The 26,160-nt window shown below is 42.3% G+C and carries 28 protein-coding genes; 17 read left to right on the top strand and 11 right to left on the bottom strand.

Going from position 1 to position 26,160, the window contains the following annotated elements:
- The first annotated feature begins 6 nt into the window (after positions 1-6).
- A complete protein-coding gene (gene map, locus ACH6CZ_RS15460; protein WP_374098341.1) occupies positions 7-759 on the top strand; it encodes a type I methionyl aminopeptidase in 753 nt (250 codons plus the stop codon).
- 34 nt (positions 760-793) lie between these two features.
- Here map and ACH6CZ_RS15455 read toward each other — a convergent pair whose 3' ends face one another.
- The 3 genes from ACH6CZ_RS15455 to recQ all read right to left on the bottom strand — a co-directional run bounded on the left by ACH6CZ_RS15455 (position 794) and on the right by recQ (position 4,155).
- Entirely contained in the window at positions 794-1,129 is a 336-nt protein-coding gene (locus tag ACH6CZ_RS15455) for a hypothetical protein (protein WP_374098340.1), read from the bottom strand.
- A gap of 69 nt (positions 1,130-1,198) precedes the next feature.
- Entirely contained in the window at positions 1,199-1,954 is a 756-nt protein-coding gene (locus tag ACH6CZ_RS15450) for a tryptophan-rich sensory protein (RefSeq protein WP_374098339.1), read from the bottom strand.
- Positions 1,955-2,004: 50 nt separating this feature from the next.
- Positions 2,005-4,155 (bottom strand): DNA helicase RecQ, encoded by a 2,151-nt coding sequence (gene recQ, locus ACH6CZ_RS15445; protein WP_374098338.1) that lies wholly within the window; start codon positions 4,153-4,155, stop codon positions 2,005-2,007.
- Between the two features lie 367 nt (positions 4,156-4,522).
- On the opposite strand from recQ, the gene ACH6CZ_RS15440 reads away from it, so the two are divergent.
- The 8 genes from ACH6CZ_RS15440 (at position 4,523) to ACH6CZ_RS15405 (ending at position 11,395) form a co-directional block, all read left to right on the top strand.
- Positions 4,523-6,319, top strand: a complete 1,797-nt coding sequence (locus ACH6CZ_RS15440) for a M3 family oligoendopeptidase (RefSeq protein ID WP_374098337.1) — start codon at positions 4,523-4,525, stop codon at positions 6,317-6,319.
- Between the two features lie 148 nt (positions 6,320-6,467).
- Positions 6,468-7,013 carry a GNAT family N-acetyltransferase gene (locus ACH6CZ_RS15435; RefSeq protein ID WP_374098336.1) on the top strand — a complete coding sequence of 182 codons (546 nt, stop codon included), beginning with the start codon at positions 6,468-6,470 and terminating at the stop codon, positions 7,011-7,013.
- Between the two features lie 280 nt (positions 7,014-7,293).
- On the top strand, positions 7,294-7,629 hold the full coding sequence (locus ACH6CZ_RS15430) for a lmo0954 family membrane protein (protein ID WP_374098335.1): 336 nt from the start codon (positions 7,294-7,296) through the stop codon (positions 7,627-7,629).
- A gap of 24 nt (positions 7,630-7,653) precedes the next feature.
- Positions 7,654-8,244 carry a PspA/IM30 family protein gene (locus ACH6CZ_RS15425; protein WP_374098334.1) on the top strand — a complete coding sequence of 197 codons (591 nt, stop codon included), beginning with the start codon at positions 7,654-7,656 and terminating at the stop codon, positions 8,242-8,244.
- Positions 8,245-8,337: 93 nt separating this feature from the next.
- Complete coding sequence (liaF, locus tag ACH6CZ_RS15420) at positions 8,338-9,072, top strand: cell wall-active antibiotics response protein LiaF (protein ID WP_374098333.1); 735 nt, start codon at positions 8,338-8,340, stop codon at positions 9,070-9,072.
- The gene (locus ACH6CZ_RS15415) at positions 9,069-10,088 is read left to right on the top strand and encodes a sensor histidine kinase (protein ID WP_374098332.1); all 1,020 of its coding nucleotides are present in this window, start codon (positions 9,069-9,071) and stop codon (positions 10,086-10,088) included. Before liaF ends, ACH6CZ_RS15415 begins: the two co-directional genes overlap by 4 nt.
- Complete coding sequence (locus tag ACH6CZ_RS15410; RefSeq protein ID WP_374098331.1) at positions 10,085-10,717, top strand: response regulator transcription factor; 633 nt, start codon at positions 10,085-10,087, stop codon at positions 10,715-10,717. The genes ACH6CZ_RS15415 and ACH6CZ_RS15410 overlap by 4 nt, the downstream gene beginning before the upstream one ends.
- Before the next feature lie 75 nt (positions 10,718-10,792).
- Positions 10,793-11,395 (top strand): DUF1349 domain-containing protein, encoded by a 603-nt coding sequence (locus tag ACH6CZ_RS15405; RefSeq protein WP_374098330.1) that lies wholly within the window; start codon positions 10,793-10,795, stop codon positions 11,393-11,395.
- Between the two features lie 35 nt (positions 11,396-11,430).
- Here ACH6CZ_RS15405 and ACH6CZ_RS15400 read toward each other — a convergent pair whose 3' ends face one another.
- Positions 11,431-11,994: a beta-class carbonic anhydrase gene (locus ACH6CZ_RS15400; protein ID WP_374098329.1), complete on the bottom strand. Its 564-nt coding sequence runs from the start codon at positions 11,992-11,994 to the stop codon at positions 11,431-11,433.
- Between the two features lie 82 nt (positions 11,995-12,076).
- Positions 12,077-13,225 carry a peptide-methionine (R)-S-oxide reductase MsrB gene (gene msrB, locus ACH6CZ_RS15395; protein ID WP_374098328.1) on the bottom strand — a complete coding sequence of 383 codons (1,149 nt, stop codon included), beginning with the start codon at positions 13,223-13,225 and terminating at the stop codon, positions 12,077-12,079.
- Positions 13,226-13,387: 162 nt separating this feature from the next.
- On the opposite strand from msrB, the gene ACH6CZ_RS15390 reads away from it, so the two are divergent.
- The 6 genes from ACH6CZ_RS15390 (at position 13,388) to ACH6CZ_RS15365 (ending at position 17,998) form a co-directional block, all read left to right on the top strand.
- Positions 13,388-13,855 carry a GyrI-like domain-containing protein gene (locus ACH6CZ_RS15390; protein WP_374098327.1) on the top strand — a complete coding sequence of 156 codons (468 nt, stop codon included), beginning with the start codon at positions 13,388-13,390 and terminating at the stop codon, positions 13,853-13,855.
- A 132-nt stretch (positions 13,856-13,987) separates the two neighbouring features.
- Positions 13,988-14,485 (top strand): preQ(1) synthase, encoded by a 498-nt coding sequence (gene queF / locus ACH6CZ_RS15385; protein ID WP_374098326.1) that lies wholly within the window; start codon positions 13,988-13,990, stop codon positions 14,483-14,485.
- 281 nt (positions 14,486-14,766) lie between these two features.
- Positions 14,767-14,913, top strand: coding sequence for a hypothetical protein (locus ACH6CZ_RS15380; protein WP_374098325.1), 147 nt, complete (start codon positions 14,767-14,769; stop codon positions 14,911-14,913).
- Positions 14,910-15,743, top strand: a complete 834-nt coding sequence (locus ACH6CZ_RS15375) for a YetF domain-containing protein (RefSeq protein ID WP_374098324.1) — start codon at positions 14,910-14,912, stop codon at positions 15,741-15,743. Before ACH6CZ_RS15380 ends, ACH6CZ_RS15375 begins: the two co-directional genes overlap by 4 nt.
- Before the next feature lie 158 nt (positions 15,744-15,901).
- Positions 15,902-16,750: a YitT family protein gene (locus ACH6CZ_RS15370; RefSeq protein WP_374098323.1), complete on the top strand. Its 849-nt coding sequence runs from the start codon at positions 15,902-15,904 to the stop codon at positions 16,748-16,750.
- 111 nt (positions 16,751-16,861) lie between these two features.
- Positions 16,862-17,998, top strand: coding sequence for a nitric oxide synthase oxygenase (locus tag ACH6CZ_RS15365; RefSeq protein WP_374098322.1), 1,137 nt, complete (start codon positions 16,862-16,864; stop codon positions 17,996-17,998).
- A gap of 112 nt (positions 17,999-18,110) precedes the next feature.
- On the opposite strand, the gene mreBH is transcribed toward ACH6CZ_RS15365, so the two are convergent.
- From mreBH to ACH6CZ_RS15335, 6 genes are all read right to left on the bottom strand, one after another.
- The gene (gene mreBH, locus ACH6CZ_RS15360) at positions 18,111-19,118 is read right to left on the bottom strand and encodes a rod-share determining protein MreBH (protein ID WP_374098321.1); all 1,008 of its coding nucleotides are present in this window, start codon (positions 19,116-19,118) and stop codon (positions 18,111-18,113) included.
- A gap of 285 nt (positions 19,119-19,403) precedes the next feature.
- Complete coding sequence (locus tag ACH6CZ_RS15355) at positions 19,404-21,080, bottom strand: methyl-accepting chemotaxis protein (protein WP_374098320.1); 1,677 nt, start codon at positions 21,078-21,080, stop codon at positions 19,404-19,406.
- A gap of 10 nt (positions 21,081-21,090) precedes the next feature.
- On the bottom strand, positions 21,091-22,068 hold the full coding sequence (locus ACH6CZ_RS15350) for a BMP family lipoprotein (RefSeq protein ID WP_374098319.1): 978 nt from the start codon (positions 22,066-22,068) through the stop codon (positions 21,091-21,093).
- A gap of 135 nt (positions 22,069-22,203) precedes the next feature.
- Positions 22,204-22,710 (bottom strand): acyl-CoA thioesterase, encoded by a 507-nt coding sequence (locus tag ACH6CZ_RS15345; protein WP_374098318.1) that lies wholly within the window; start codon positions 22,708-22,710, stop codon positions 22,204-22,206.
- Positions 22,711-22,776: 66 nt separating this feature from the next.
- Positions 22,777-22,920, bottom strand: coding sequence for a hypothetical protein (locus tag ACH6CZ_RS15340; RefSeq protein ID WP_374098317.1), 144 nt, complete (start codon positions 22,918-22,920; stop codon positions 22,777-22,779).
- Positions 22,921-23,010: 90 nt separating this feature from the next.
- A complete protein-coding gene (locus ACH6CZ_RS15335; RefSeq protein ID WP_374098316.1) occupies positions 23,011-24,240 on the bottom strand; it encodes an aminopeptidase in 1,230 nt (409 codons plus the stop codon).
- Between the two features lie 187 nt (positions 24,241-24,427).
- Between ACH6CZ_RS15335 and motA the strand changes: the two genes are divergently transcribed.
- Complete coding sequence (gene motA, locus ACH6CZ_RS15330) at positions 24,428-25,228, top strand: flagellar motor stator protein MotA (protein WP_374098315.1); 801 nt, start codon at positions 24,428-24,430, stop codon at positions 25,226-25,228.
- Positions 25,215-26,045, top strand: coding sequence for a flagellar motor protein MotB (gene motB, locus ACH6CZ_RS15325; RefSeq protein WP_374098314.1), 831 nt, complete (start codon positions 25,215-25,217; stop codon positions 26,043-26,045). Before motA ends, motB begins: the two co-directional genes overlap by 14 nt.
- Positions 26,046-26,160 lie beyond the last annotated feature (115 nt).

Here is a 26,160-nt window from a genome sequence, read left to right as displayed (position 1 = left end):
ATCGGTATGATCGTACAGACGAATGAAGAATTAGAAGCGCTGAAAAAGATCGGCGCCATTGTTGCTGAGATCCGCGATGACATGCGTGCAGCAACCAAGCCCGGTGTAACAACTGCTGAGCTTGATGAGATCGGTAAGCAGAAATTTGAGCAATATGGTGCCATTTCAGGTCCAAAAGGTGAATATGATTTCCCTGGTTATACATGTATTAGTGTAAATGATGAAGTAGCGCACGGTATCCCGGGTGACCGGGTGATTAAGGACGGGGACCTTGTAAACATTGATGTTTCAGGCTCTCTGGATGGGTATTTTGCTGACACAGGTATTTCTTTTGTTGTAGGTGAAAATGCTGAACTTGAAAAGCTGTGCGCAACTGCAGAACAGGCTTTTACACTTGCACTTAAGAAAGCAAAAGCAGGTTCTAAAAAGAGCCAGCTCGGAAAAACAGTATCCCGTGTGGCAAAGCAAAATGGCTATCAGGTGATTACGAACCTGACAGGTCACGGTGTTGGAAAGTCGCTGCATGAAGCGCCGGACCATATCCTGAACTATCATGATCCGTGGGATAATGAGTTGTTAAAGGAAGGGACCGTACTTGCATTTGAACCGTTTATTTCTTCAGGGGCAGATTTCGTTGAAGAACAGAATGACGGCTGGACGTATAAGACACCGGATGGCAGCCTGGTTGCACAGATTGAGCATACAATCGTGATTACAAAGGGCGAACCACTGATTTTAACAGAATCTAAAAAAGCATAAACAAAAGGACTTGTGATCACCACAAGTCCTTTTGTTATGCCTGATTCAGTTTTGTTTTCCGGCGCTGCTCCATAAAAATGGCAGCTGCAAGCAGGAAGAATGATAATGCTGTTGGAACTGAAATCCATGATGAGATTAATAGCATCACAAGTACTCCGCTTCCTCCAGGCGTGGGGTTCTGAGTGGCAATCTGGTCAATCTGCAGCACATAGTAGGCTGCAATTACAAATGAAAATACAAGGAAAAATACATTCGTGATCCAGAGCCACTTCACTTTTTTTCTGATTCCAAACACGATTGAGATCGTCATTAATATTGGTCCCACCAGCAGTGTGACCAGAAACATTGCAAATAGTAATTGCCCGTCCAACATAAACCCTCTCTTCAAAGAAACTTCTTTCACTATTCTAACCTAGTTGAAAGGTGAGTGTGCCGTTGATTATTTGAAACTTAGTGTCCTGCTGCTGTATCCGGATGTTCTCTTTTTGCGGAAGACAAATAGTCCAATCAGAATGATGACACTCAGCACATAAGCAGTGAACACGACGGCAGATTCTTCACCTTCATTTTGTACACCTATACCGATGAATGCCCAGACGAATACAAGCGGATACACCCAATCGCTTTCCTTATAGCGGATACCGAGTGCGAGCGCTGTTGCAATCAGCAGCAGTGCGATCGTCCAGACAGGTGATGAAATGCCAAGCCCGTCCCAGCCGGCTTCATTGACTGTGTAGGCTGTATTGGCAACGGTCGCTACACTAACCCATCCCATGTAAACAGAGAAGGGGAGGAGATCAAAAAAGCTGTGCTTTGTCTGTTTGATTTTAGCGTAAATAATAATAATTGAAATTAATAAGCCGACAATAACTGCGACCGATACAGGGAAAAATTCATAGTGCCACAGCAGAATCCAGGATATATTCAAAAGGCAGCTGACGAGAAACATAAAAGAAGTGGTTTTATATACTTCTCTTTTTCTCTGAGATTTAAAAGCACCTTTTAATACCCATAAGCCCAGCAGTAAATAGATCAGTCCCCATATTGAAAATACGTAGCCTGCAGGTGTGAATAACACATTTAGCCGGTTTGAAATCTCGCCTGTTGTCTGCCCGTTAATCGGAAGTATATTTGCCAGCGCATTAACGGTGATGACAGCTGCAAGCGCAAAGAAATTTGTCCAAAACTGTTTCATGTAAAAACCTCCTGTCTGTCTTCTATTCCCTTCAGAGAGAAAAAAATCCTTCAGACGAGCTGGTTTTTTACAAGTGTCATTTTAATTTGCAGGTAGCTCACTTCCTCTGGGAGAGCTTCTTTTAAAGGCTTGAGTCCCGGAACTTCCATTTGAGCCCTTGTTGAAAGAATTAATTGTTCAGTTTCTCCATCAAACCATCTTTCAAAATCCAGTGTATGACCTTCTTCATACGCTTTTTGCAGGTGGCGCTCAATGGTTTGGGTGGTGAGTGCTCTTAATTTAGCAATCTCAGAGATAGACTTTCCACTGTCATACAGCTCATAGCTGAACAGGTGGCTCGGCTGATCAGGGTCAGCAGTCACTTCAGGCTGCTTTGGGGCTGGTGACTGATCAGGCACCGGGACCATATTTTTATTTTTTCCATGTTCTTTTATATAGGCTGCAATGACTTCTGTAAAAGGTGTTCCGTATGATTGAAGCTTTCTTTCGCCTACACCTTTAATGTTACGCATCTCATCTTCGGTTTCCGGATAGTGCTGTGCCATTTCACGCAGCGTTGCATCGGAAAATATGACATACGGCGGAACTGCATGTTCTTTTGCAAGTCTGGAACGTACTGATCGCAGCTCTTCGAATAATGATTCATCATAATCAGCCTGCTGCTGATGTAGCTGGAATCCGGATTTTAACCAGACAGCCTGCTCGCCTTTTAATACAGGGACGGCATCCTGCGTCAGTCTCAGGATTGGATATTGACCGCCTTCTAATGCGAGGTAACCTTCAGCGATTAATAATTGAATCAGTTCAGTAATTTGCTTTTCAGATTTCTGGCTCATCAGTCCATAGGTGGTGACCTGATTGAAACCGCCCTCTAAAAGTTTTTTGTTTCGTGAGCCTTTTAATACTTTCGAAGTCATTCCTGTACCGAAGCGCTCACCCATTCGTTTAACCGTTGAAAGGATCATCTGTACTTCTCTCGTACGGTCCGTTTTCTCACGGCTGTCGAGACAGCTGCTGCAGTGACCGCAGTCTGCAGTCATCTGATGATCCTCGAAATATTCAAGGATAAACCGGGGCAGACAGCTGTGACTATGGCAGTAATTAATCATCTGCTGGAGCTTTGCGTATTCTTCGTTGCGCTTCCGCTCGTTTGCAATAGACTGCTCGATTAAAAACTTCTGCAGCATGGAATCCTGCGGGCTGTAAAGCAGATAACAGTCCGCAGGTTCACCGTCACGCCCTGCACGGCCTGCTTCCTGATAATAAGATTCCATATTCATCGGCAGCTGATAATGAATCACAAATCGCACATTACTCTTATCAATCCCCATACCAAATGCATTCGTTGCCACAATCAGCTTTGCTTCATCAAAGATAAACTGTCGCTGCGCTTCATTCCGTTCATCCTCTGAGAGACCTGCGTGGTAGCAGACAGCACTCGCATTCTGCTGGTTCAGCCATCCTGTCAGCTGATCGGCTTCTTTTCTGGTAGCTGTATAAATAATGCCAGTCTCATCCTCTTTTTCTTTTAAAAAACTGGTCAGAAATGAATGCTTGTCTGCTCCTTTTACAACATGAAAAGACAGGTTGTCACGTGCAAATCCTGTATTGACAATATGATGAGGATCAATTGAAAGGAGGTCTGTGATATCCTGGATCACTTTATCTGTCGCGGTTGCAGTCAGTGCTGTCAGGACAGGTAAGTTCGGCAGGAGCCTGATTGTATCAACAATTGTCCGGTAGCTTGGACGGAAGTCATGTCCCCATTGAGAGATACAGTGCGCTTCATCAAAAGCAATCAGCGACAGGTTAATATCTGAGATTGCATTAAAGAATGAGGCGGAATCAAAACGTTCAGGTGCTGCATATACAAACTTGTAGCGGCCTTCCCGCAGGTTTTGAAGCCGTTCTCTCGTCTCGGCGGCTGATAGTGTGCTGTTTATATAAGTGGCTGAAATGCCGTTTTCATTTAACGCATCGACCTGATCTCTCATGAGTGAAATCAGTGGTGAAATGACAAGCGCTGTTCCTTCCATAACAAGACCGGGAATTTGGTAGCAGAGGGATTTTCCTCCTCCAGTCGGCATGATGCCGAGTGCGTTCTTGTGATCGAGGATGGATTCGATCATCCGGTCCTGTCCGGGTCTGAATGTGTCGTAACCGAAGTATGTATGAAGGACTTGCTGTGCTTCGTTCATCATGGTGAATCATCCTTTCTGGTGGTGCTTTGTTTGTCCAAATAGCCGAGGGCGTGGGATCGGTACTCCAGGCGGACGCTTTCCGGACGGAAGTTGCTGAGCCTCCTCACCTTCGGCTGCGGGATCTCAGCTTCCCTCTAATCGTCCCGGAGTCGCCGCCTTCTGTACCGATCTCACGCTGTGCATATAAATAAATCTGGAATTAGACAATATAAGTGAATAATAATCGCTCATTCAAACAGTGCATTCTATTATTTTATCATGAATTTGATAGGAGTTAGTGGGGAGAAAGTAAGTGTTTCGAATGACGAAGTATTGTGTTAAGATAGTACATGCAGTGTTCAGAATATTTCAAACAGGGGGAATGGCAATGTCAACAGCAACTTATCCGGAAACATGGGATTTAGATGTGTTTTTTAAAGGTGGAAGTGAGTCAGAGGAACTGAAGCAGCATTTACATACATATGGAGAAAAAATTGAGGTTTTTGCAAAGAAGGTAGAGCAGTTCCAGACGCCTGCTTCTTCTGACAGCAGCTATCTTGTATATCAGCATATTCAGGAAGCAAAAGGGATTATGATGGGCGTTTTTCAGGCTGGCGCATTTGCGAGCTGTCTTGAGGCGCAGGATATGAATGATACAGGTGCAGGTGTGATTCGTGGGAAGGTGACAGCAATGGGAGCTGAATTTAGTTCAGCATTCCAGGCATTTCAGCAGAAGCTTTCTAAAACTGAGGATCAGGTATGGGATGAGCTGCTTAAAGATGATGGATTGAAGGAATATACATTCATTATGACAGAATGGCGTGAAGCTGCAAAGGATAAATTATCAGAAGCTGAGGAAGGCCTGATCAGTGCGCTTGGTGTAGATGGTTATCACGGCTGGGGACAGATGTATAATGCCCTTGTTTCAGAGATGTCTGTGGAAATCGAAGTAGATGGCGAAGTAAAGACATTATCAGTTGGACAGGCAAATAACCTGAGATCTCACGAAGATCCAAAAGTAAGAGAAGACGTTCACCAGAAGCTTGAAGCAGCATGGTCGAAAAATGAGAATCTTTTTGCACAAACGTTAAATCACCTTGGCGGATATCGTCTGGCGATGTACAAAAAGCGCGGTTGGGATGATTTTATGAAAGAACCGCTTGAGTACAATCGTATGAAGCCTGAGACGCTTGATGCGATGTGGGGAGCGATCAGTAAGAGTAAGGATGCGTTTGTAAAGTTTCTTGATCATAAAGCAAAGCTGCTTGGACTTGAGAAAATGTCTTGGGCACATATCGGCGCGCCGCTTTCAGAAAGTGTGAAGAAGCTTTCATACGATGAAGGTGCAGCATTTATTTTAAAGCACTTTAAAAAGTTCGGTCCAGAGATGGCTGCTTTTGCAGAGAAAGCATTTGAAGACGGCTGGATTGAAGCGGAAGACCGTGCAGGCAAACGTCCGGGCGGATTCTGTACAGGATTCCCGCTGAGTGAACAGTCAAGAATTTTTATGACGTACAGCGGCTCAATGTCTAACGTAGCGACACTTGCCCACGAGCTTGGTCATGCGTTCCATACGTATGCGCTCCGTCCAATGGATCCATTAAACCGCCGTTATGCAATGAACGTAGCGGAAACAGCTTCCACGTTTGCTGAAATGATCGTTTCTGACGCTGCGGTAAAAGAAGCGGATACTAAGGATGAGCAGGCAGCGCTTTTAGAGGATAAGGTATCAAGAAGCATCGCATTCTTTATGAATATCCACTCAAGATTCATCTTTGAGCAGCGTTTTTATGAGGAACGTAAAGAAGGCTTTGTCACAGCAAAGCGTCTGAACGAGCTGACAACAGAAGCGCAGAATGAAGCATACGCAGGTGCAGTGACAGATAATGAACCGCATTTCTGGGCTTCAAAGCTGCATTTTCATATTACAGGCGTTCCGTTCTACAACTTCCCTTATACGTTCGGATACCTGTTCTCACTCAGCGTGTATGCAAGAGCGCTTGAAGAGGGTCAAGCATATGAGGAAAAGTATATGGCGCTGCTGCGTGATACAGCTGTCATGACAACAGAGGACCTTGCGATGAAGCATCTTGGTGAAGATATCACAACAGAAGCGTTCTGGATGAAGGGCATTGAGCTTTGCATTCAGGATGCAGAAGAGTTTGTCAGACTGACTTCTGAATAAGGTTGACGAGATCAGGGTTGCTGCCCTGGTCTTTTTCTGTTCTTAAGAATTTACTAATAAAAAATCTGATTTTTTACATGTCAATAGTCGATCTTTTCTCTTCCTGGGTATACACTAAATATAGAATGATGAAATGGGGAGAACGTATATGGTGCTATTAAAAAGTAGTCGGCTTTATTTTCGTCCGCTTACAGAAGAAGATATTGATGAATTTGTAGAACTGCTCATCCGCAATAAGCAGTTTTGGACGATTTTTGAACCGAAGCATCCTGAACCATTTTACACGCGTGAGGCGCAGCTTGAGAAGCTCGCTGAAGCAAAGCAGGCACAGCGGCTTGGAAAAGAGTACAGCTGGGGCATTTACCACGGAGATACAAATCGACTGATCGGCAGCGTATCGATTTATTCTATCAGAAGACTGCCTTTTGCTTCAGCATATATCGGCTACTCTCTTGATGAACATCACACAAAACAGGGTTACGGTACTGAGGCAGTAGAAGCTGCACTCCGCTTTGCATTCCGTGAATTTGGCCTGCACAGGGTTGAAGCCATGGTATCACCGAAAAATGAAGCCTCTCAGAAGGTGCTTGAAAAAGTGGGGATGTTCAGGGAAGGAACGCTTCGTAAAAACCTTTTTATAAATGGTGTCTGGGAAGATCATTATCTGTACAGCATGCTTGAAGAAGACTTCTGAAAGGGTAAGCCCTTTTGGGACCGAGTATTCGGCAGGCTGATGAATAGAATCAATCGATGAACCGCTTCTTATGGAGGCGGTTTTTAATTTGTCTTAAAACGGAGTTTGGGGACGGAGTTAGCACTACGAGGTCAGACTTCGTAGTGCTAACTCCGTCTCCGGTTTTGGTCCCTGTCTCCTTCTACGCCTCAGGTCCTACTCCAAAATCAAGCCGAGGCTCCTATCGGCAAAACAGTTCCCCGCGTACACTTAGGTTACAAATAACAAAGGAGGCAACAACATGAACAAATTCTGGTTAACAGTCATCGGTATTACAGCTGCAATCGTGACACTATCAAATCTAGGATCAATCGCCGGACTCGCAGTCAGCCTGCTGATTACTTACATCGGTGTAAAATGGTATTTCTCAAGCAGCAAAACGTGGGTGAAAATTACATCAGCTATCGTTGCAGCAATCGCGGGTTTGTCAGCAGTATTCAACGTACCGGCAATCCTTGGTGTCATCGCAGTCTATGTCCTTTACATCGTATGGAAAAAGTGGAACAACGAAGAAGCAGTCAGCGACTTTTCATACTTTGAAAAGCAGTGGCAGGAATTGAAAAAGAAATCGGTTTAATCAAAATAAAAGGAGACGATCAACATGACAAACGTACTTTCAAAAATTACTGAAGTAATCAAGCAGGATATCCTGGAAGCAAAGTGGAATAGAGAACAGTTGAACCCGGTTAATGAAATCCAGCGTGAGATTAAAGAATGCCAGGCATCAGTCAAAAAAGCAAAACAGCTGACAGAACGCCAGGAGCTTTTAAAAAGAGAGTTTGAGAAAGAATATACACACGCCAAATCAATGGCAGCAAAGCGTAAAGAACATGTTCAATTAGCAGAGGAAGCAGGCGAAGAATCACTTGCAGCAGCTGCGCTCAGAGAGTTTAACTTTTACAGTGAACGTGCTGAGCGTCTTGAAAAAACGCTGTCAGAGGCAAATTCACAGCTTGAAAACCTGGAGCTGCAGTTGGAGTCACACACATTCCAGTTAAAAGATCTTGAATTAAAGCGTCTTGAATATATGGCGAAAGAAAATGCAGTGATTGGGGAAAAGCAGTCGGCGCGTATGAAAGAAGCGACCGATGAAGACCGACGCTATGCGCAGATTGAAAAACATTTAAAAGAAAACGCAAAGAAAAAAGAAGAGCTGACAATCGACGAGCAGATCGAGCAGTTAAAACAATAAGCTTTCGGGAGCGGGTCATTTACCTTCTCCCGAATTTAATCTTTCTGAATCATGGAACAACCGATAAAATAGAAGAGCAGGGAGGTGGACTGCATGGAAAAGCTGAGGCAAATGTCGTTATCAAATTGGCTGACAGCAGGCATAATCATCGTATTAATTGAAATTGTCTTATTTAATAATGGCATGATTTTTTCGCTGGTGCTCTCAGGCGGTCTGCTTTACTTCGGGAAACAGGCCTGGCAGCAGATGTATGGGAAGATCCTGGTTGGTGTCGGGGCAATTATGCTGCTGACAGCCATTCTCTCAATGGTTACCCTTCGCATTCTATTTGTTATACTCATCATCAATTTGATTTTGAAATATATGGAAACAAAGAAAAGTCCGCTGATTTTTGAACCTGTTGTGAAGGAAAAAAGGGAGGATAGAGGCGGAGAGCAGTTATTTGTAACAAAAAGGCCTTTATTTTTAAATCAGTGGGTGGGCTCACATGAAACGCCTGATCAATCGTATGAGTGGGAAAATATCCACCTTCAAAACGGAATCGGGGATGTTCAGATCGACCTGAGCAACACAGTACTTCCTGATAAAGAGGTTTTTATTTCCCTTAGAAATATTGCGGGTAAAATCACGATACTCGTACCATATGAGCTTGAGATTTCAGTCCAGCATTCAGCGCTTGCCGGAGAAGCCTCTATTTTATCTTCCTATACAGCCAGACTGTGGAATGAAAATGTTGTCTATCAGACTGAGAGCTACGAAATGGCACACCAAAAATGTACGATCCTTTCTTCAGTCTGGATTGGAGATATTGAGGTGAAGCGCGTATGACGGCTAAAATCGTACTGCACGCAGTCAGTATCAGCCTTTTTAGTGCACTAATGACGCTTGGCTTGTATGTGATCTTTTTCCCGCCGGAGGAGTGGAACATGCTGTGGAATGTCACGATTCTAGACGTTCCTTTTATCTTCTTTTTACTGATCCAGTTATTGTTAATCGGATTCTTATGGGGTGCGATTCAAAGCGGTGGAATGAAAAAGCAGATATTTTCAATTGAACAGCAAGTGGATGATCTGAGACGGGGAGCAGCTTTTACAGAAAAAAAGCAGCCTCAAACTGCTGAATTTTCAAGACTGTCAGAGAAAGTATCAGATTTGCAGAGAATGTGGAATGAACAGGTTAAAATGAATCAGCGGCTGGCCAGTGAGAAAGTAGAACAGCAGGAACAAAAAATCCAGGAAATGGTTTCAATGGAAAGGCAGCGGCTGGCACGTGATTTGCATGATTCAGTCAGTCAGCAGTTATTTGCTGCTTCTATGCTGATGTCAGCTGTTAATGAAACTGAGCCTGAAAACCGACAGCTTCAAATGGTGGAAAAAATGATTCACCAGTCACAGGTTGAAATGAGAGCGCTTTTACTTCACCTTAGACCGGCTGCGCTCAAAGGAAAAACCCTGTCTGAAGGGATTGAAGAGCTATTAGTTGAACTTAAGCAGAAGGTTCCGCTTGATATATCCTGGAAAGCCGAGCCGATAGAGCTTGCACGTGGAATTGAAGATCATTTATTCCGGATACTTCAGGAGTCTATATCCAATACTTTAAGGCACGCTGAAGCATCTATGCTGAATGTATTATGTATCTTAAGAGATGGGACCGTGATCTTAAGAGTATCAGATGACGGAAAAGGCTTTGAGCTGTCTGAAGATAAAGCAGGTTCATACGGATTGAATAATATGAGAGAAAGAGCTGCTGAAATTGGCGGCACATTGAAGATTGTCTCCCTGCCTGACCAGGGCACGAGGCTTGAAATTAAAGTACCTTTTGAAGGGAAGGAGGAGCTGACATGATCCGGGTGTTATTTGTTGATGATCACGAAATGGTTAGGATCGGTGTAGGTTCATATTTGTCCTCACAAAAAGATATTGAGGTTGTGGGGGAGTGTGATGACGGTGAGCCAGCAGTTGAGCTGGCGCTGGAATTGAAGCCTGACATTATTTTAATGGATTTGGTCATGAAAAAAATGGATGGGATTGAGGCAACAGCAAAAATTATTGAGCAGTGGCCTGAAGCAAAAATTATGATAGTCACAAGCTTTCTTGATGATGATAAGGTATATCCTGCACTTGAAGCCGGAGCGGTCAGTTACCTGTTAAAAACTTCAAAAGCAAGTGATATTGCTGAAGCCATCAGAAAAACGCATTATGGCGAAACTGTGCTTGAGCCTGAAGTAACAGGAAAAGTGATGCAGCGGATGAGAACAAAAGAAGTAAAGCCTGCGCATGATGACCTGACTGGCCGGGAACTTGAAATTCTGATGCTGATTGCTGAGGGGAAAACGAATCAGGAAATTGCGGATGAGCTTTACATAGCATTGAAAACAGTCAAAACGCACGTCAGTAATATTCTTGGGAAGCTTGAGGTTCAGGACCGCACACAGGCAGTGATTTATGCTTTTAAGCATGATCTTGTAAAATAGTTCCTGAACGCATGTTATGGAACTGTCTTTGTGGGTAAACATGAAGGTAGAACCATATCGAAAGGAGCCCTCACCATGCTGTCACTACTGGATGATCAGGCAAAAGACTGCTGCTGGCTGAATCGGCCAAAAGAATGGACACTTCAGAATAAAGAGCTTAGTCTGACCACTCAGCCGAAAACTGATTTCTGGAGAAAAACATTCTATGGTTTTGATCAGATGAATGGTCATGCCTTTTATAAAGAGTTACTGGGTGCTTTTGAGACTGAAGTTACACTCACGATGAAGGATCCTAAAGAACGTTACGATCAGGCTGGTATAATCATTTTAGTTTCTGATGACTGCTGGATGAAAGTATCGCTTGAATATGTACCTGAAAAATACTCTTATTTAGGTTCCGTTGCGACAAACAACGGATACTCTGACTGGTCTTCCAAAAATTTTCCTACACCTGATGGTGAAATCTCGCTAACTTTTAAAGTGACACGCGCAGGCGGGGATTACCGTATTTGGGCAAGGTCCAATCCTGAAGATGAATTTGAACAGCTACGGATTACAAGGCTCCACGATGAACCGAATGGCCCTGTAAAGCTCGGGTTATATGCCTGCAGTCCATCTGCAGAAGGAAGCTTTACAACCGTTTTTCATACATGGACAGTTCAAAAAGAAGTTAAATAAAAAAGGTGTGCAGATGACTTCTGCACACCTTTTCATCATTTGGCGTATCCTTCTTCAACCAGATCAAGCTTTCCGTTGCTTGGATCTACAACAAGTCCATGAACTGGAACATTTTTATCCATCAGGGGGTGTTTGCGTAATAATTCAACGCTGTTTTTAACGCTCTCCTGTACATTGTCAAAGCCTTTTAACCAGTCATGCACATCAATCCCTGATGACGCAAGTGTATCAAGTGCTTCCTGTGAAACCCCGCGCGCCTGCATTTTTTCAAGTGTCGCATGGCTATTTACTGCACTCATTCCGCAATCATAGTGACCAATGATCATTACTTCATCAGCCTGCAATTCATAGATTGCCACAAGTAAGCTTCTTACTACGCTATCAAAAGGGTTTGTAATCACTGCGCCTGCATTACGTACCATTTTTACATCGCCGTTCTTAACGTTCATTGATTTAGGTAAAAGCTCTACTAATCTTGTGTCCATACAAGTCAAAATCACAAGTTTTTTGTTAGGGATTTTCGTTGTTACATAAGGTTCGTACTGCTTTTCTTCAACAAATGTTTCGTTAAATGTCAGAATATCTGATAATAGTGTCATATGTATCCTCCTTAGCGTAACTTATCTCTATTTTAAAAAAAGATCGGTTATCTGTCTAATTTTAGACAAATAGCCGATCAGATTATGATTCAAACAGATACGAGAATTCCCCGTAACCTTCTTTTTCGAGGTCTTCAGCAGGGATGAATTTCATAGCAGCTGAATTCATACAGTAGCGAAGTCCTGTCGGTTCAGGACCGTCTTCAAACACGTGCCCGAGATGCGAGTCTGCATATTTACTTCTGACTTCAATTCGCATCCCGAAAATCCCGGGATCTTCTACTTCAACAATATTTTCAGGTACCAGCGGCTTTGTGAATGATGGCCAGCCGGTCCGTGAATCGTATTTATCGGTTGAACTGAATAAAGGTTCGCCTGAGACGATATCGACATAAATACCATCTTCATAAAACCCGTCATATTCATTGTTAAAAGCCTCTTCAGTACCATCTTCCTGAGTAACCTCATACTGAATATCTGTCAGCATTTCACGCAATTCTTCATCGGTGTAATTTACCGCATATGGACTTTCAGACTCCACTTCCTGTTTTGTTGGCAGGTCTACTTCACGCTCATCCTCATCCCAGTACTCGTTCAAGAACTGGTCTCTGCCTGAACTTGTACGGTAAAAGTAGTAGCGGTCACCATTTTTAATGTAATAATCCTGATGGTAATCTTCAGCAATATAAAACGTTGATGCATCAGTTACCGGTACAATAATTTCTCCATCGAATCTGCCAGAATCGATGATTTCCTGTTTGGAAGCTTCAGCAGCCTGACGCTCTTCTTCATTCTGTACAAAGATTTCAGGGCGATACTGCTTGCCGCGGTCTACAAATTGTCCTTCTGCATCGGTTGGATCAATCTGACGCCAAAATACATCGAGCAGATCTTCATAGCTGATGACATCAGGGTCATAAATGACCTGTACTGCTTCAGTATGTCCTGTTTCGCCATTAGCTACTTCTCTATATTCAGGGTTTTCTTCTTCTCCACCTGTATATCCGGAGACTACATCTCTTACCCCTGCAAGTTTTTCAAAAGGAGGTTCCATACACCAGAAACAGCCGCCTGCAAATAGCGCAACTTCTTCATTAGGTGCTAAGTCGGCAGGGTTACTTGCTTCACTTCCATATGAACGGTTCAGCAGCTCATCTGAAAACACAAAAAAGATGATCGCACCGATGAGAATTACACCGGGTATCAGCATCACCCAACTTTTTTTCTTCATGATTACACCCCATTCAGTAGAACCTTTGATGATTCTTCTAGCTTAAAAATAACATATTTTACGCATCTTTAATAAAAATAATGTGTTCTATTAACCAAAACGATTCAGAATTTGCTAAAATATAAGAATAATCGCTTCCGTCTGAAAGAAAGGAGAGCACAAATGGGTGACTTTGAAATTGTAAGGAAATCCAGCTTTTACTTTATTGGCCTGAGATGGACCGGAACTTATGAAGCCGCTGCACATGGGGATATTTTTCCTGTGATGGAAGAAGCACGTGACAGGCTCTTAAGTATGGGGATTGCTCAGGAGAACTCAGATTTCATCGGTTTATCATACCAGGATAGATCTGGCGGCTTTACTTACTATTTCGGTACAGAGGCATTAAGGAATACTGCATTTCCATCTGATATGTACAGAATCATTGTGCCATCGCATGATTATGCTGTCACAGAGCACAAGGGTCAGCATGCATGGAAGAGTTATGAAAAATTAATGAAGTGGGCAGTTGAGCAGGGCCTTCAGGTTCAGCAGAACGGTTTAGATCATATTGAAGTGTATGATGCTGACTATAAGCCCTATAAGATGTCACCAACATTAAAAATTGGCATTCCGGTTAAAAAACGCTGACCTTGCTTTTAAAATCGGCAATCAGTAAAATAAGCATACAGGTTAAAAGCATCTGTCCGGATGCTTTTTCTGCATGCATACAAAATTCTGTTCAGCTTCTGTCTGAACTTTTTATATCTGGAGGTAATACACATGTCAGGACGTAATGAAAAAGAGCTTGAAGGCGTAAATCTGCTGGGTGAAAAGAATGTACCGTATTCATTTGACTATGACCCAGATGTGCTTGAATCATTTGATAATAAGCACGTGAGCAGAGATTATTTCGTAAAATTTAACTGTCCGGAATTTACATCACTTTGTCCAAAAACGAATCAGCCGGATTTTGCAACGATCTATATTAGCTATATCCCGGATCAGAAAATGGTTGAGAGTAAATCACTTAAACTATACCTTTTCAGCTTCAGAAACCACGGTGATTTTCACGAAGATTGCATGAACATCATCATGAATGACCTGATTGAACTGATGGATCCGCGCTACATTGAAGTATGGGGTAAATTCACACCACGCGGCGGAATTTCAATCGATCCATACACAAACTACGGAAAACCTGGTACGAAATATGAAGAGATGGCATATCACAGACTGATGAATCATGATATGTATCCGGAGAAGATTGATAATAGATAATCTTGTCTATTGAGGTTATGGAATAAACTACAAAGTATAATTTATTCTAAAATTATTTTTATCATTTAAGTGGAATGGAGCGTAAGGCGGGGGACTCCAGCGGGAGTAGACGGACAGGTGAGACCCCACAGGCGAAGCCGAGGAGGCTCACCGTCGTCCCCGCGGAAAGCTTCCGCTTGAAGCGCAGTGAAATGACTAGCCCGAGATCATATAATATCTCGGGCTTTTTGAATGCCCAAAAAAAGATTTGGAGATGATAATGCATAAAGGAAGTGATCTGAGTGCAAATTGAACAGTTAGAACAACAGCTGGTCATGATTCAAAAATGGATAGAGGATAAAGATAAAACACTTGAGTACGCTGATATATATGAAGAAATATCAAGAATGGAAAAAGAAGTGAAGCAGCTTAAGGAGAGAGGGGTATGAGCGACTGGCTGATGGTCATTGTCAGAGGGCTGCTCATGGTCATGGTATTGTTTGTCTGCACAAAAATGCTTGGAAAAAAACAGATTTCACAGCTATCTTTCTTTGAATATGTAACGGGCATTACTGTTGGCAGTATCGGTGCAGAGGTCATTACAGGGCTGGATCGGCAGTTTCTACATGGCGTGCTTGGGATTGTATCGTTTATTTCGATTCCATTGTTAGTGGATTTTTTATCTTTAAAAAGTAAGAAGGTCAGGGATCTTGTTGAAGGGGAAGGAACGGTTTTTATTCAGCGGGGGAAGATCATTGAAAAAAATTTAAAAAAAGAAAGATATACAACAGATGAACTGATGGAACTGTTAAGAAAAAAAGAAGTATTTGCTATTTCGGATGTGAATTTTGCAATACTTGAGCCTTCAGGAGAATTGAATGTCATGTTGAAAAAAGCTAAGACACCTCTTGTGCAAGAAGATCTCAACAAGAATGTTCAGGATGAGAAGCCGCCGGAAACCATTATTATGGATGGAAAGCCCATCGAGAAGTCACTTAGCTCGATTGGCAGAGACGTTGAGTGGTTGAAAGAGCAAATGGATAAGAAGGATGTCAACGTTTCAGATGTGTTTCTAGCTCAAATTACCGATGATGGGAAGATCTTTATGGATCTCTATGACCGAACAGAAGATCAGAGAGAACTGGTCGATCTTCTTGATCAGTGCAGAAAAGAATTTTTGAAAATCAGTAAAAAAGCTGGTGAAAGAGAAAGTCTGATCTTTCATAAAAATGCTGAAATCATTGAAGATTGTATGAGAATGGTGCGTATCCGTGCATGATTATTCACCTGATAGAATCATTAAAAATGTCTGAAAAAGTAAACGATTCTGTATGAAAACATCCTCCTTTACATGCCGTCAGAGAGGGCGTATAATGCGTTTTTGTGAATGAAAAATGCTTATTTTGCGCAATCTTTTTGAAGGGAGAGACGTTTCGTATGACTAAAAAGCTTATTACGTTTTTATTAATGAATCTTGGTGCATTCTTTGTTGCAGTGAACGTTCATTTTTTCCTATCACCAAATAACCTGGCTACAGGTGGCGTCAGCGGAATGTCGATTGTGCTGAATTCATTGTTCCCGGGCATTTCAATCGGACTCTTTATGATTTTAGTGAATATTGTTTTATTTATATTAGGTATTATCTTTCTGGGCTTTCAGTTTGGTGCTAAGACGATTTATACAAGCTTTGCACTATCAGGGTATGTCTGGCTCCTTGAGTTGGTAGTCCCTATTACAGCACCGCTCAGCGATGATATATTAATTCAGCTCATCATCGGCCAGTGTATTGCTGCAATCGGTATGGGGATTGTTTTTCACCAGCGGGCTTCAACAGGTGGAACTGATATTATTGCGATGATTTTAAATAAGTATATTAAAGTAGAGATTGGCAGAGCCGTTCTGTTTTCTGATCTTGCAGTTGCGCTTTCATCTTCACTGCTATTTGGTCCTCAGGCCGGCATGTACGCTTTCTTTGGTGTGATTTTAAATGGTTTGATGATTGATTACACACTTCAGCAGTTCAATGCGAATAAAGAAGTCGTGATTATCAGTCAGGAAAGTGCATTGATTCGTGCATTTATCGTTGGAGAGCTTGGCAGAGGTGCAACGATCCATACGGCTAAAGGTGCTTTTAACTATGAACAGAAAGAAGTCATCACAACAATCTTAGGTCGCAAGGATTTATCTCGTCTGAAAAATTATGTCGGTAAACAGGATGAAAAAGCCTTTATCACTGTGCATAATATGAATGAAATACTTGGACAGAATTTCAAGAGACTTGCTTAAAAAGACAGCTTCCGGGCTGTCTTTTTTCATTAAAAAAGCATATTTGTCTGTGCTCACAAAGATGATTTTGTGATAAGATGTGCCATATATCAGTATAGGGTTGTGAAAATGATGGAACATCCTATTTATCAAAAAGCAGAAGATTTTATCAGACAATATTATAAAGAAAATGGCTTTAATGAAGCAGCTTGTGAAGCAAGATTAGCTGAGATCTGCCTTTCGATCAGACAAAGTGGCACGTATCAGCATACAAGTGAAGAACTGACGTACGGGGCAAAGCTCGCATGGCGAAACAGCAACCGCTGCATAGGCCGTTTGTTCTGGAATAGCCTGAGCGTGTCAGACAAGAGAGATGCAGCTTCTGAGGAGCAGGTGAAAGAAGCATTACTTGAGCATATTGAGTATGCAACAAATGGTGGGAAAATTCGTTCTGCGGTGACGATTTTTAAGCCGTCAGAGAATACCGGGGACCCTGTTAGAATCTATAATCACCAGCTAATCAGATATGCGGGCTACAGGCAGGAGGACGGAAGTGTGATCGGTGATCCTCATTCGGTAGAAATGACTGAGTTTTGCATTCAGCTTGGCTGGGAAGGTAAAGGGTCACCTTTTGATATTCTTCCAATCGTCATTCAGATAGGCGAAAATGAACCATACCTGTTCGAAATACCTGAAAGCTATATTAAGGAAGTTCAGATTACACATCCTGAAAACGTCACATTTAATGAACTCGGGTTGAAATGGTATGCAGTTCCGATTATTTCTGAAATGAAGCTTGAGATCGGGGGCATCGACTATCCGGCTGCGCCCTTTAACGGGTGGTATATGGAAACGGAGATTGCTGCACGTAACTTTACTGATGAAAACCGATATAATGTGCTGCGTGATACAGCAAAAGCATTTGGTCTGAACACACAGCTACAGTCTGCAATGTGGAAGGACCGTGCTGTCATTGAATTGTGCACAGCAGTCATGCATTCATTTAAGCAGGCTGGTGTAAGTATTGTTGATCATCATACAGCGAGTCAGCAATTTGAGCTGTTTGAAAAGAAGGAGATAGAAGAAGGAAGGAATATCACAGGAGATTGGACATGGCTGATCCCGCCAGTCTCACCGGCGTCTACGCATATTTTTCATAAAGCGTATGACAACACGTGGAAGTCACCAAACTTTTTTTATCAGGCTTCACTTTTTGAGAAGAGTGAGACCCAAAAAAATACTTGCCCATTCACTGGAGTAAGTAAATAAGATAAGATGGTGCAAAATTATAATTAAGTTATCAAACTATTAATTGAAATTTTAGTGTAGCGCAGCGAAAAGATTAAAAAAACAGGACCCTTTACAAGGTCCTGTTTTTAGCTTATTTAGCTGCTTTTTGAAGCTTATCAATCACTGATAATGACTTGCCTGTACCAATCGCAACTGATTCAAGGGGGTTTGGTGCAATATGAACAGGAACAACAATCTCATCACTCAGCCATTGCTGAAGGCCGTTCAATAACGCACCGCCGCCTGTTAAAATCACACCGCGGTCTACAATGTCACCACTCAGTTCAGGTGGGCAGTTTTCAAGTGTTGAGCGAATGGCTTCAAGGATACTTAACAGTGACTCCTGAATCGCAGATTGCACTTCTGTTGATTGCAGCGTAATTGTTTTAGGTAGACCAGTTACAAGATCACGTCCGCGGATTTCCATTTCTCTCATTTCATGTTCGATTGGCGCATGTCCAACTTCCATTTTAATCTGCTCTGCAGTACGCTCACCGATTAACAGGTTATAGGCTTTTCTGACATGCTGCACAATATCTTCGTCCATCTTATCACCGGCAACGCGGATTGTATTGCAAGATACGACGCCGCCATATGAAATGATTGCTACTTCTGTTGTACCGCCGCCAATATCCACAACGACGTTTGCAACAGGTTCGCCCACCGGAAGATCCGCACCAATTGCAGCTGCAACAGGCTCTTCAATTAAGTGAACGTGCTTAGCGCCACTGTATTTCACTGCATCTTGAATGGCTCTTCTTTCAACTGATGTAGCGCCAGATGGTGTACATACAACAACACTAGGCTTACGCAATGAGAAGCCCATCTTTTTTCCAATTGAAGACATAATGTGCTTCAGCATTTCAGTTGTTACATCAAAGTCAGCAATTACGCCGTCTTTTAGTGGGCGGACTGCCACGATATTTCCTGGTGTTTTACCAATCATACTTTTAGCGTCTGATCCGACAGCTAAGACTTTTTTTGTATTTACATCGATTGCTACAACCGATGGCTCATTCATAATAATTCCTTTACTTTTACTATACACAAGTATATTAGCAGTACCTAAGTCGATACCGATTTCAGCATTTGAAAGCATACAACATTCCTCCGTTATCATCATCGTCGTCCGAATTTAACAGTATTCTCCGAGTAGTATAGACTAAATTAAGAGGATCGTAGAGTGACAAAGGTAGGGACACGGGAATGTTACATCAGCCGGAAACAGGTTGATGTGTATATGATGAAGCTTGATCCCCTTCAGAACAGTCATTGTATTAGCTACTATCAGAAGTCATAGCAGCTTTGTAATAAAAGAATAATGAATTTGTAACGAAAAAAACCCTTTCATCTATAGGTTTGAAAGGGTTTTTACATTACTTTTCTAACTTTTATACCCGGAAGTAGGTAATTTGAAATGATTCATTTTTTGCTGCATTGTAAGGCTCATTTCCTGTAATTGCATCATTGATTCCCTGACTTTTCCAAAAGAAATCTGCTGATCCTCAGCAGAAGCAGAGATTTCTTCTGTACCTGCCGCTGTTTCTTCGGTGACAGCTGAGACATTTTCCATCGCGGCTGTTACTTCTGAAGTATAAGAGGAGGAGTGCTTCATGCTGATGGTTAATGACTTGAGTTCATGATCAATTTCTCTTACTTTTTGCGCAATATCTTCAAATGCCTGCTCTGTCAGATTCATGGAGTCAAGCTGTTCTGATGATAGTCGCTGTCCAGTTGCAGCAGCATCTGTAATGCCGGTCATACCGTTTTGGATGTTCATCACCATTGAGGTGATTTTTTCAGTTGCATCTGCTGATTGGCCAGCGAGTTTTTTCACCTCATCTGCAACAACTGCAAAGCCTTTTCCCTGTTCACCGGCTCTTGCGGCTTCAATTGCTGCGTTTAATGCAAGCAGGTTGGTTTGATCAGCGATTCCCTTAACGAACTTTGCAGCATCCTGAATCTCGTCGGTGAAGGCTGAAAATGCAGATAGTTCTCTGGAAATTAATGAAGCAGCTTCTGTATTCTCTATAGTGAATCTCTTTTGACGACTCAGTGATTCACGGCCATCTTTAACCGACATTAATGCCTGGTGACCTTTGTCAGCTGAACGTTCCGTCAACGTTTCACTCTCAATAAACGTCTGATTCAATTCTGCCATTTTTTCAGAAGTAGATTGAATATCCTCTGAGATTGATTGGCTGCCTTTGGCAAGATCATCGGTGGAAGCTGCAATTTGGTTACCGCTTTCCTCTAATTCATTTACCTTTCCTGACACTTCATTTGCAAACTCAGCAACACGGCTGCTTGACTGATCCACTGACTCTACTGTCTGACGCAGACTCAAAATCATCTCCCTGAATGAGTCTGCAAGAAGGTAGATCTCGAACTTGGAATTACCAGACTGAGCAGGTACGTCAACAGTCAAATCTCCTTTAGCGACGAGTGATGCCTGATTTAGCATTCTATTAAGCGGACGTGTGATACGCTTTGAAATAATCATTGCTGCTGTAATTGAAATCACAATAATGACAGCAACAGCAATCATTGACACCCACACGATCATTGAGATTTGCTGCTCGCTACTTGCAAGCTTATTGCGATACCAGTCATCTGACAGGATTTTGAGATAGTACACATCATTGATCACCCCGCCTGTACGTGCAGACTGGCGGCTTGCCTCTGCAATATCACCCTGGTTCAGCGCTTCAGCTGAAGCATCCTTAAGCTGAATGAACTTCTCCTTCACAGTTATAAGCTGTTCTTTCAAATCTGCTTCCGGCAGTTTAGATTGCAGCTCATCCATTAGTATAAGGGTCTGATCCATCTGGTTTTGAGTTGTCAGACGGTTATTTTCTGTAGGACTCAAACTGAAATTGGAAAGAGATTGCTGGATAATTAACAGTTCACTATTTAATTTTTCAATATCAGTTAAAATTTCTGCGTCATCTTCTCCTGATGCATTCAGGCTGACCATTTGCGAGACAATAAATAAAATAATGACAGTAGAAAGAATTAATGGAATTAATGATAGTAAGTATAAGCGTTTACTCAGTTTCATAATGACTCCTTTATTGAATAGTATCAGGTACTTTAATTTCACCTGATATAATTTTTTGACGGGTATCCGTTATAAGTGTCTGTTCTTCGTTTCCAGGTTGAAAAAGTCTGATTTCTGCCAGACCCACTCCATCTTCAGCCAGACCTAACTCATACGCCTCAACAGATAATTCGCCTTCACTTAACTCCTGAATTAAGTTAAACACCGATGTATCAATATTCTTTACCATCGAAGTTACAACAGATTGCTCAGCAGTATAAAACTGGTCCGTATCCACTCCGGCTGAATATATTCCCTGGTCCTGCGCTTCTAAAATCGCACCAGTACCTGTATAACCGGCGGCAGGGTAGATGAAATCGACTCCCTGTTTAATCTGTTCGTCAGCAAGTGAGCGTCCGAGGTCAGCGTCCCCAAAACTGCCTGCATAATCTGTAATAATTTCAATATCGGGATCAACCATTTCAGCACCGGCACGGAAACCGGCTTCAAAGCGGTTAATGACTGGAGCATCAACACCACCAATAAATCCGATCACACCTGATGTTGAAGCAAGTGCGGCAACGGTACCTACAAGGTAACTGCCTTCGTGATCTTTGAAAGTCATTGAAATAATATTTTCAACATCAGAGACCCCGTCAATCAGTATGTATTGTTGATCGGGGTAAGCAATCGCAACTTCTTCAAGCGCTTCCTGAACGGAAAAGCCAAGTCCAATAATTAAATCATAATCCTGATCGGATAATGCTGTGAGATGTTCAATATAGTTACCGTCCGGCGCTTCACGATAATCGAATATAATATTCAGTTCATCACGCGCACGAACAAGTCCGTCAAAAGCACCATCATTAAACGACCCATCTCCAAGCCCTGTATCGGAAAGCATAATTCCCACTTTTGCTGCAAATGCTGTTTCAGTGTTTTCTTGGCCTATACAGCCAGAAAGAATAAATACTGCCAGCAAACTACATAAGGTGATTAATCTTTTCATTTCGTTAAATCCTCCAATTGCTTGTTTGTATCATTGTGCAAAAATTAATAGATTTCCTTTGTTGCACACCCTCATACTATCGGCAAAAAAACCTCCCACTTTAAGAAAAGTGAGAGGTTTAACAAAAGATTTATTTTATTCATGCGGTTTAGGTGTGAAAAATGCTGCAAGCTCCTGACTGTGAAGCTTTCTTGCTTTTCTGTGCTCTGCGCGATTTTCAGCTGTTTCATTCAGCCATTTTTCCTCTTCGGTTTCTGGAACAACATCCTGTACAGGAATCGGTTTTCCGTCATTATCAATTGCGACGAATGTTAAGAAAGAGATCGCCGCAACAGACTGGTCTCCCGATAAAAGGTTCTCCGTCGTGACCCTGACGAAAACCTCCATTGAACTTTTACCTGTATAGGAGACGAAGGATTCTAACGTAACGGCATCTCCTACGCGAATCGGTTTTAAAAAGTCTACTGAGTCAGTAGAAGCTGTAACAACCAGAGAGCGCGAATGCTTGGTTGCTGCAATAGAAGCAACATTATCAATATATGCCATCAGCTGTCCGCCAAACAGTGTACCATGATGATTTGTATCTGGTGGCAATACGTGACTGGTCTGAATCGTTCTGCTTTCTTTCATTGTTTTTCCCATGCTGTCAGCTCCTTTAAAAAACCAGATCTCACAGCTGCAGGGCGCAACAAAGAGATCTGGTGATTTTTAGTATTCGTTATGATCAGGTCTTGGGTCAATTCTTTCTGCATCCTTTGTATTCAAAGGAATTCGTAAAAAGTACATTAACGCTCCACCCACTAATCCGATTAGAGCACTGAAACCAAGCAAGATTGAAGTCATATATAGCATCAGAGAGCTCCTCCTTTCCCCATACAAATAATTTGTATCAAACTTATTATATAGGATAAAGGGTGATTAGGAAATGGTTTTTAAGATAACTTAGAATGCCCAGTCGCCATTTCTGAAGACCGGCTCCGATGAACCATCTTCAGAGATACCATCGATATCCATCTGATCTGATCCGATCATAAAGTCAACGTGTGTAATACTTGAATTCAGTCCTTTTTCAGCAAGTTCTTCACGTGATGCTGTTTTTCCACCTTCAACACAGAAAGCATATGCACTTCCGATTGCAAGGTGATTAGAAGCATTCTCATCAAACAGTGTATTAAAGAATAGAACATTTGACTGTGAGATCGGTGACTGATGCGGGACCAGCGCAACTTCTCCAAGGCGGTGAGAACCTTCATCTGTTTCAATCAGTTTCTTTAGAATATCTTCGCCTTCTTCAGCCTGAATATCTGTAATGCGGCCATTTTCAAAAGTAATTTTGAAGCCGTCGATAATGTTTCCGCCATAGCTTAAAGGCTTCGTGTTGGATACATAACCTGATACACCATCTTTATGAGGGACTGTAAACACTTCTTCAGTCGGCATGTTCGCCATGAACGTATATCCTTTTTCATTCACGCTGCCTGCGCCGGCCCAGATATGACCTTCAGGCAGTTCAATTGTCAGGTCAGTACCAGGTGCAGTATAGTGCAGCTTTTTATACTTCTTATTATTCAGGTAATCTGCTTTTTCATGCAGTGTTTTGTCATGTTTTTTCCATGCTGCAACAGGATCAGCCTGGTCCACTCTCACTGCTTTAAAGATTGCCTCCCAGAGCTTTTCAATTGCTTCATTTTCATCAGCGTCAGGGAATACTTTTTTCGCCCATCCCGCTGATGGTGCTGCAATCACAGTCCAGCTCACTTTATCTGACTGAATGTACTGACGGTACTTTTCAAGCGCCTGTCCTGCAGCACGCTGGAAATCAGAGATACGCTGCGAATCAACATTTTTCATCAGGTCAGGACTTGCAGACACAATATTCATGAAAGCTGCGCCTTGATCTGCTAAAGCTTCACGCTCAAGCTTTTTCCACTCAGGAAACTCACTGAATGAATCGGCAGGTGCCATTTCATAACGCATTTTTGAGACTTCATCATCTGACCAGTCAACAAACACCTGACGCGCGCCAGCTTCGTACGCTTTCTTTGTCACAAGTCTGACAAATGGCGCATTATCGATTGACGCACCTATGTAAAGCAGCTGATCCTTTTGAATGTTGACGCCGACTTTTACAGCCAGGTCAGCGTATTTCTCGAACATTTCTGAATGATTCATATTGAAAACTCCTTTTTCTGTGTTTAGTTACACTAAACATTTTACCAGTCAGGACATAAAAATCAAAAAAATATGAAGCATTCGGATTCACAAATTCCATAGGCGAATAGAAAGGTCTAAAGTCATTGGTTTCTTAGCCGATATAAAACTTGTAGATAGAGAAATTTAGTGATTGTGGGTGAATGTTTTGGATAAATCCTCGCTTTTTGGAGTTATTCTAGGGCTGATTGCAGTTGGGGTCGGTATGGTTTTGAAAGGAGTTCCAGCTACAGCTTTATTAAATGGTCCTGCGTTTTTAATTATTATCGTAGGGACAATTGCAGCGGTAACGATTGCTTTTCCTATGACAGAATTAAAAAGGGTTCCAAAATTATTTGGAATTATTTTTAAAGAATCAAAAGGAACGGAAGTTCGGGATGTTATTAGAATGTTTGGTGAATGGGCCGAACTTGCAAGAAAAGAGGGCTTACTAGCACTCGAATCAAAGACCTCTGAAATTGATGATTCCTTTTTAAGAAATGGACTTGGCCTTGCAATTGATGGTCAAAATGCTGATTACATCAGAGATGTTTTAACGGAAGAAATAGAGGCAATGGAGGATCGTCATTTATCCGGTGCATCTATCTTTTCACAGGCAGGTACATATGCACCGACACTTGGAGTATTAGGGGCAGTAGTAGGTTTAATTGCTGCACTTGGTCATATGGATGATACTGCTAAGCTTGGAGAAGCGATTGCAGCGGCTTTTATAGCGACACTAATTGGTATTTTTACAGGGTACGTGCTCTGGCATCCGTTTGCTAATAAGCTGAAGCGTAAGTCAACGAAAGAAGTAATGGTTAAGCATATGATGATTGAGGGAATTTTATCTGTTCTTGAAGGTGAAGCGCCAAGGGTTATAGAACAAAAGCTTGCCTCTTATCTGCCTGCTAAAGAGCGCGAGCAGCTGATGGCTGAAGGCGGTGTTAAACCAGATGAAGAAGCGTAAAAAGAAAAAGCATGAAGAGCATATGGATGAAAGTTGGCTGATTCCATACGCTGATATTCTGACATTACTTTTAGCATTGTTTATTGTTATGTTTGCAAGCAGTACGGTAGATCAATCTAAGTTTGATCAAATGTCGCAGGTATTTAATGAAATATTTGCAGGGGGAGAAAATGTTCTTGATTACGCTAGCCTTGTAGAAACAGAGGATACTGAGGATGACATTGATCAGGCTGAAGGTGCCGATCCTGAAGAACTGACAGAGGAAGAGCAGCAGCTGCAGGAGCTTTTAGCAGCGCAGTCCGAAAGAGAAACGGCCGCAGCAGCGGATCTTGAGGAGCTAGAGGAAATTCAGGAGCAGATCAATGAATATATTGGTGCGAACAGCCTTGGTGAGCAGTTTCAGACTGAACTGACTGATGAAGGACTGCTGCTGACGATCAGTGATAGTGTGTTATTTGCTTCCGGTTCAGCGGATGTAAGATCAAAATATCAGGATGTTGCTGAAGACGTAGCAGCATTACTTGAATTTGATCCACCTCGGAATGTCATCATTACAGGTCACACGGATAACGTTCCAATCAGTACTGCTGGATTCGCTTCCAATTGGGAACTCAGCGTTATGCGTGCAGTCAACTTTATGAAACTTGTGATAGAAAATCCAAACCTTGATCCGCGCTGGTTCAGTGCAAAAGGGTTCGGGGAATTTCAGCCAATCGCCACAAATGATACTGAAGACGGGCGGGCACAAAACAGGCGTGTTGAAGTATTAATTCTTCCACGTGTGACCAGTAATGGTACAATAACTGATTCACCTTAACTGCCGCTGATAGCGGCAGTTTTTATTATGTTGACAATCATATACAAGGTGGGGACGGAGGTTAAAGTGTCATGCAATGACACTTTAACCTCCGTCCCGGCACTGTACATGTAAA

This window comes from Jeotgalibacillus sp. JSM ZJ347, from assembly GCF_044383825.1.
GTDB lineage: Bacteria > Bacillota > Bacilli > Bacillales > Jeotgalibacillaceae > Jeotgalibacillus.
Note: the sequence above shows the minus strand (reverse complement) of the source record. Positions and strands in the feature narration are given on the sequence as shown.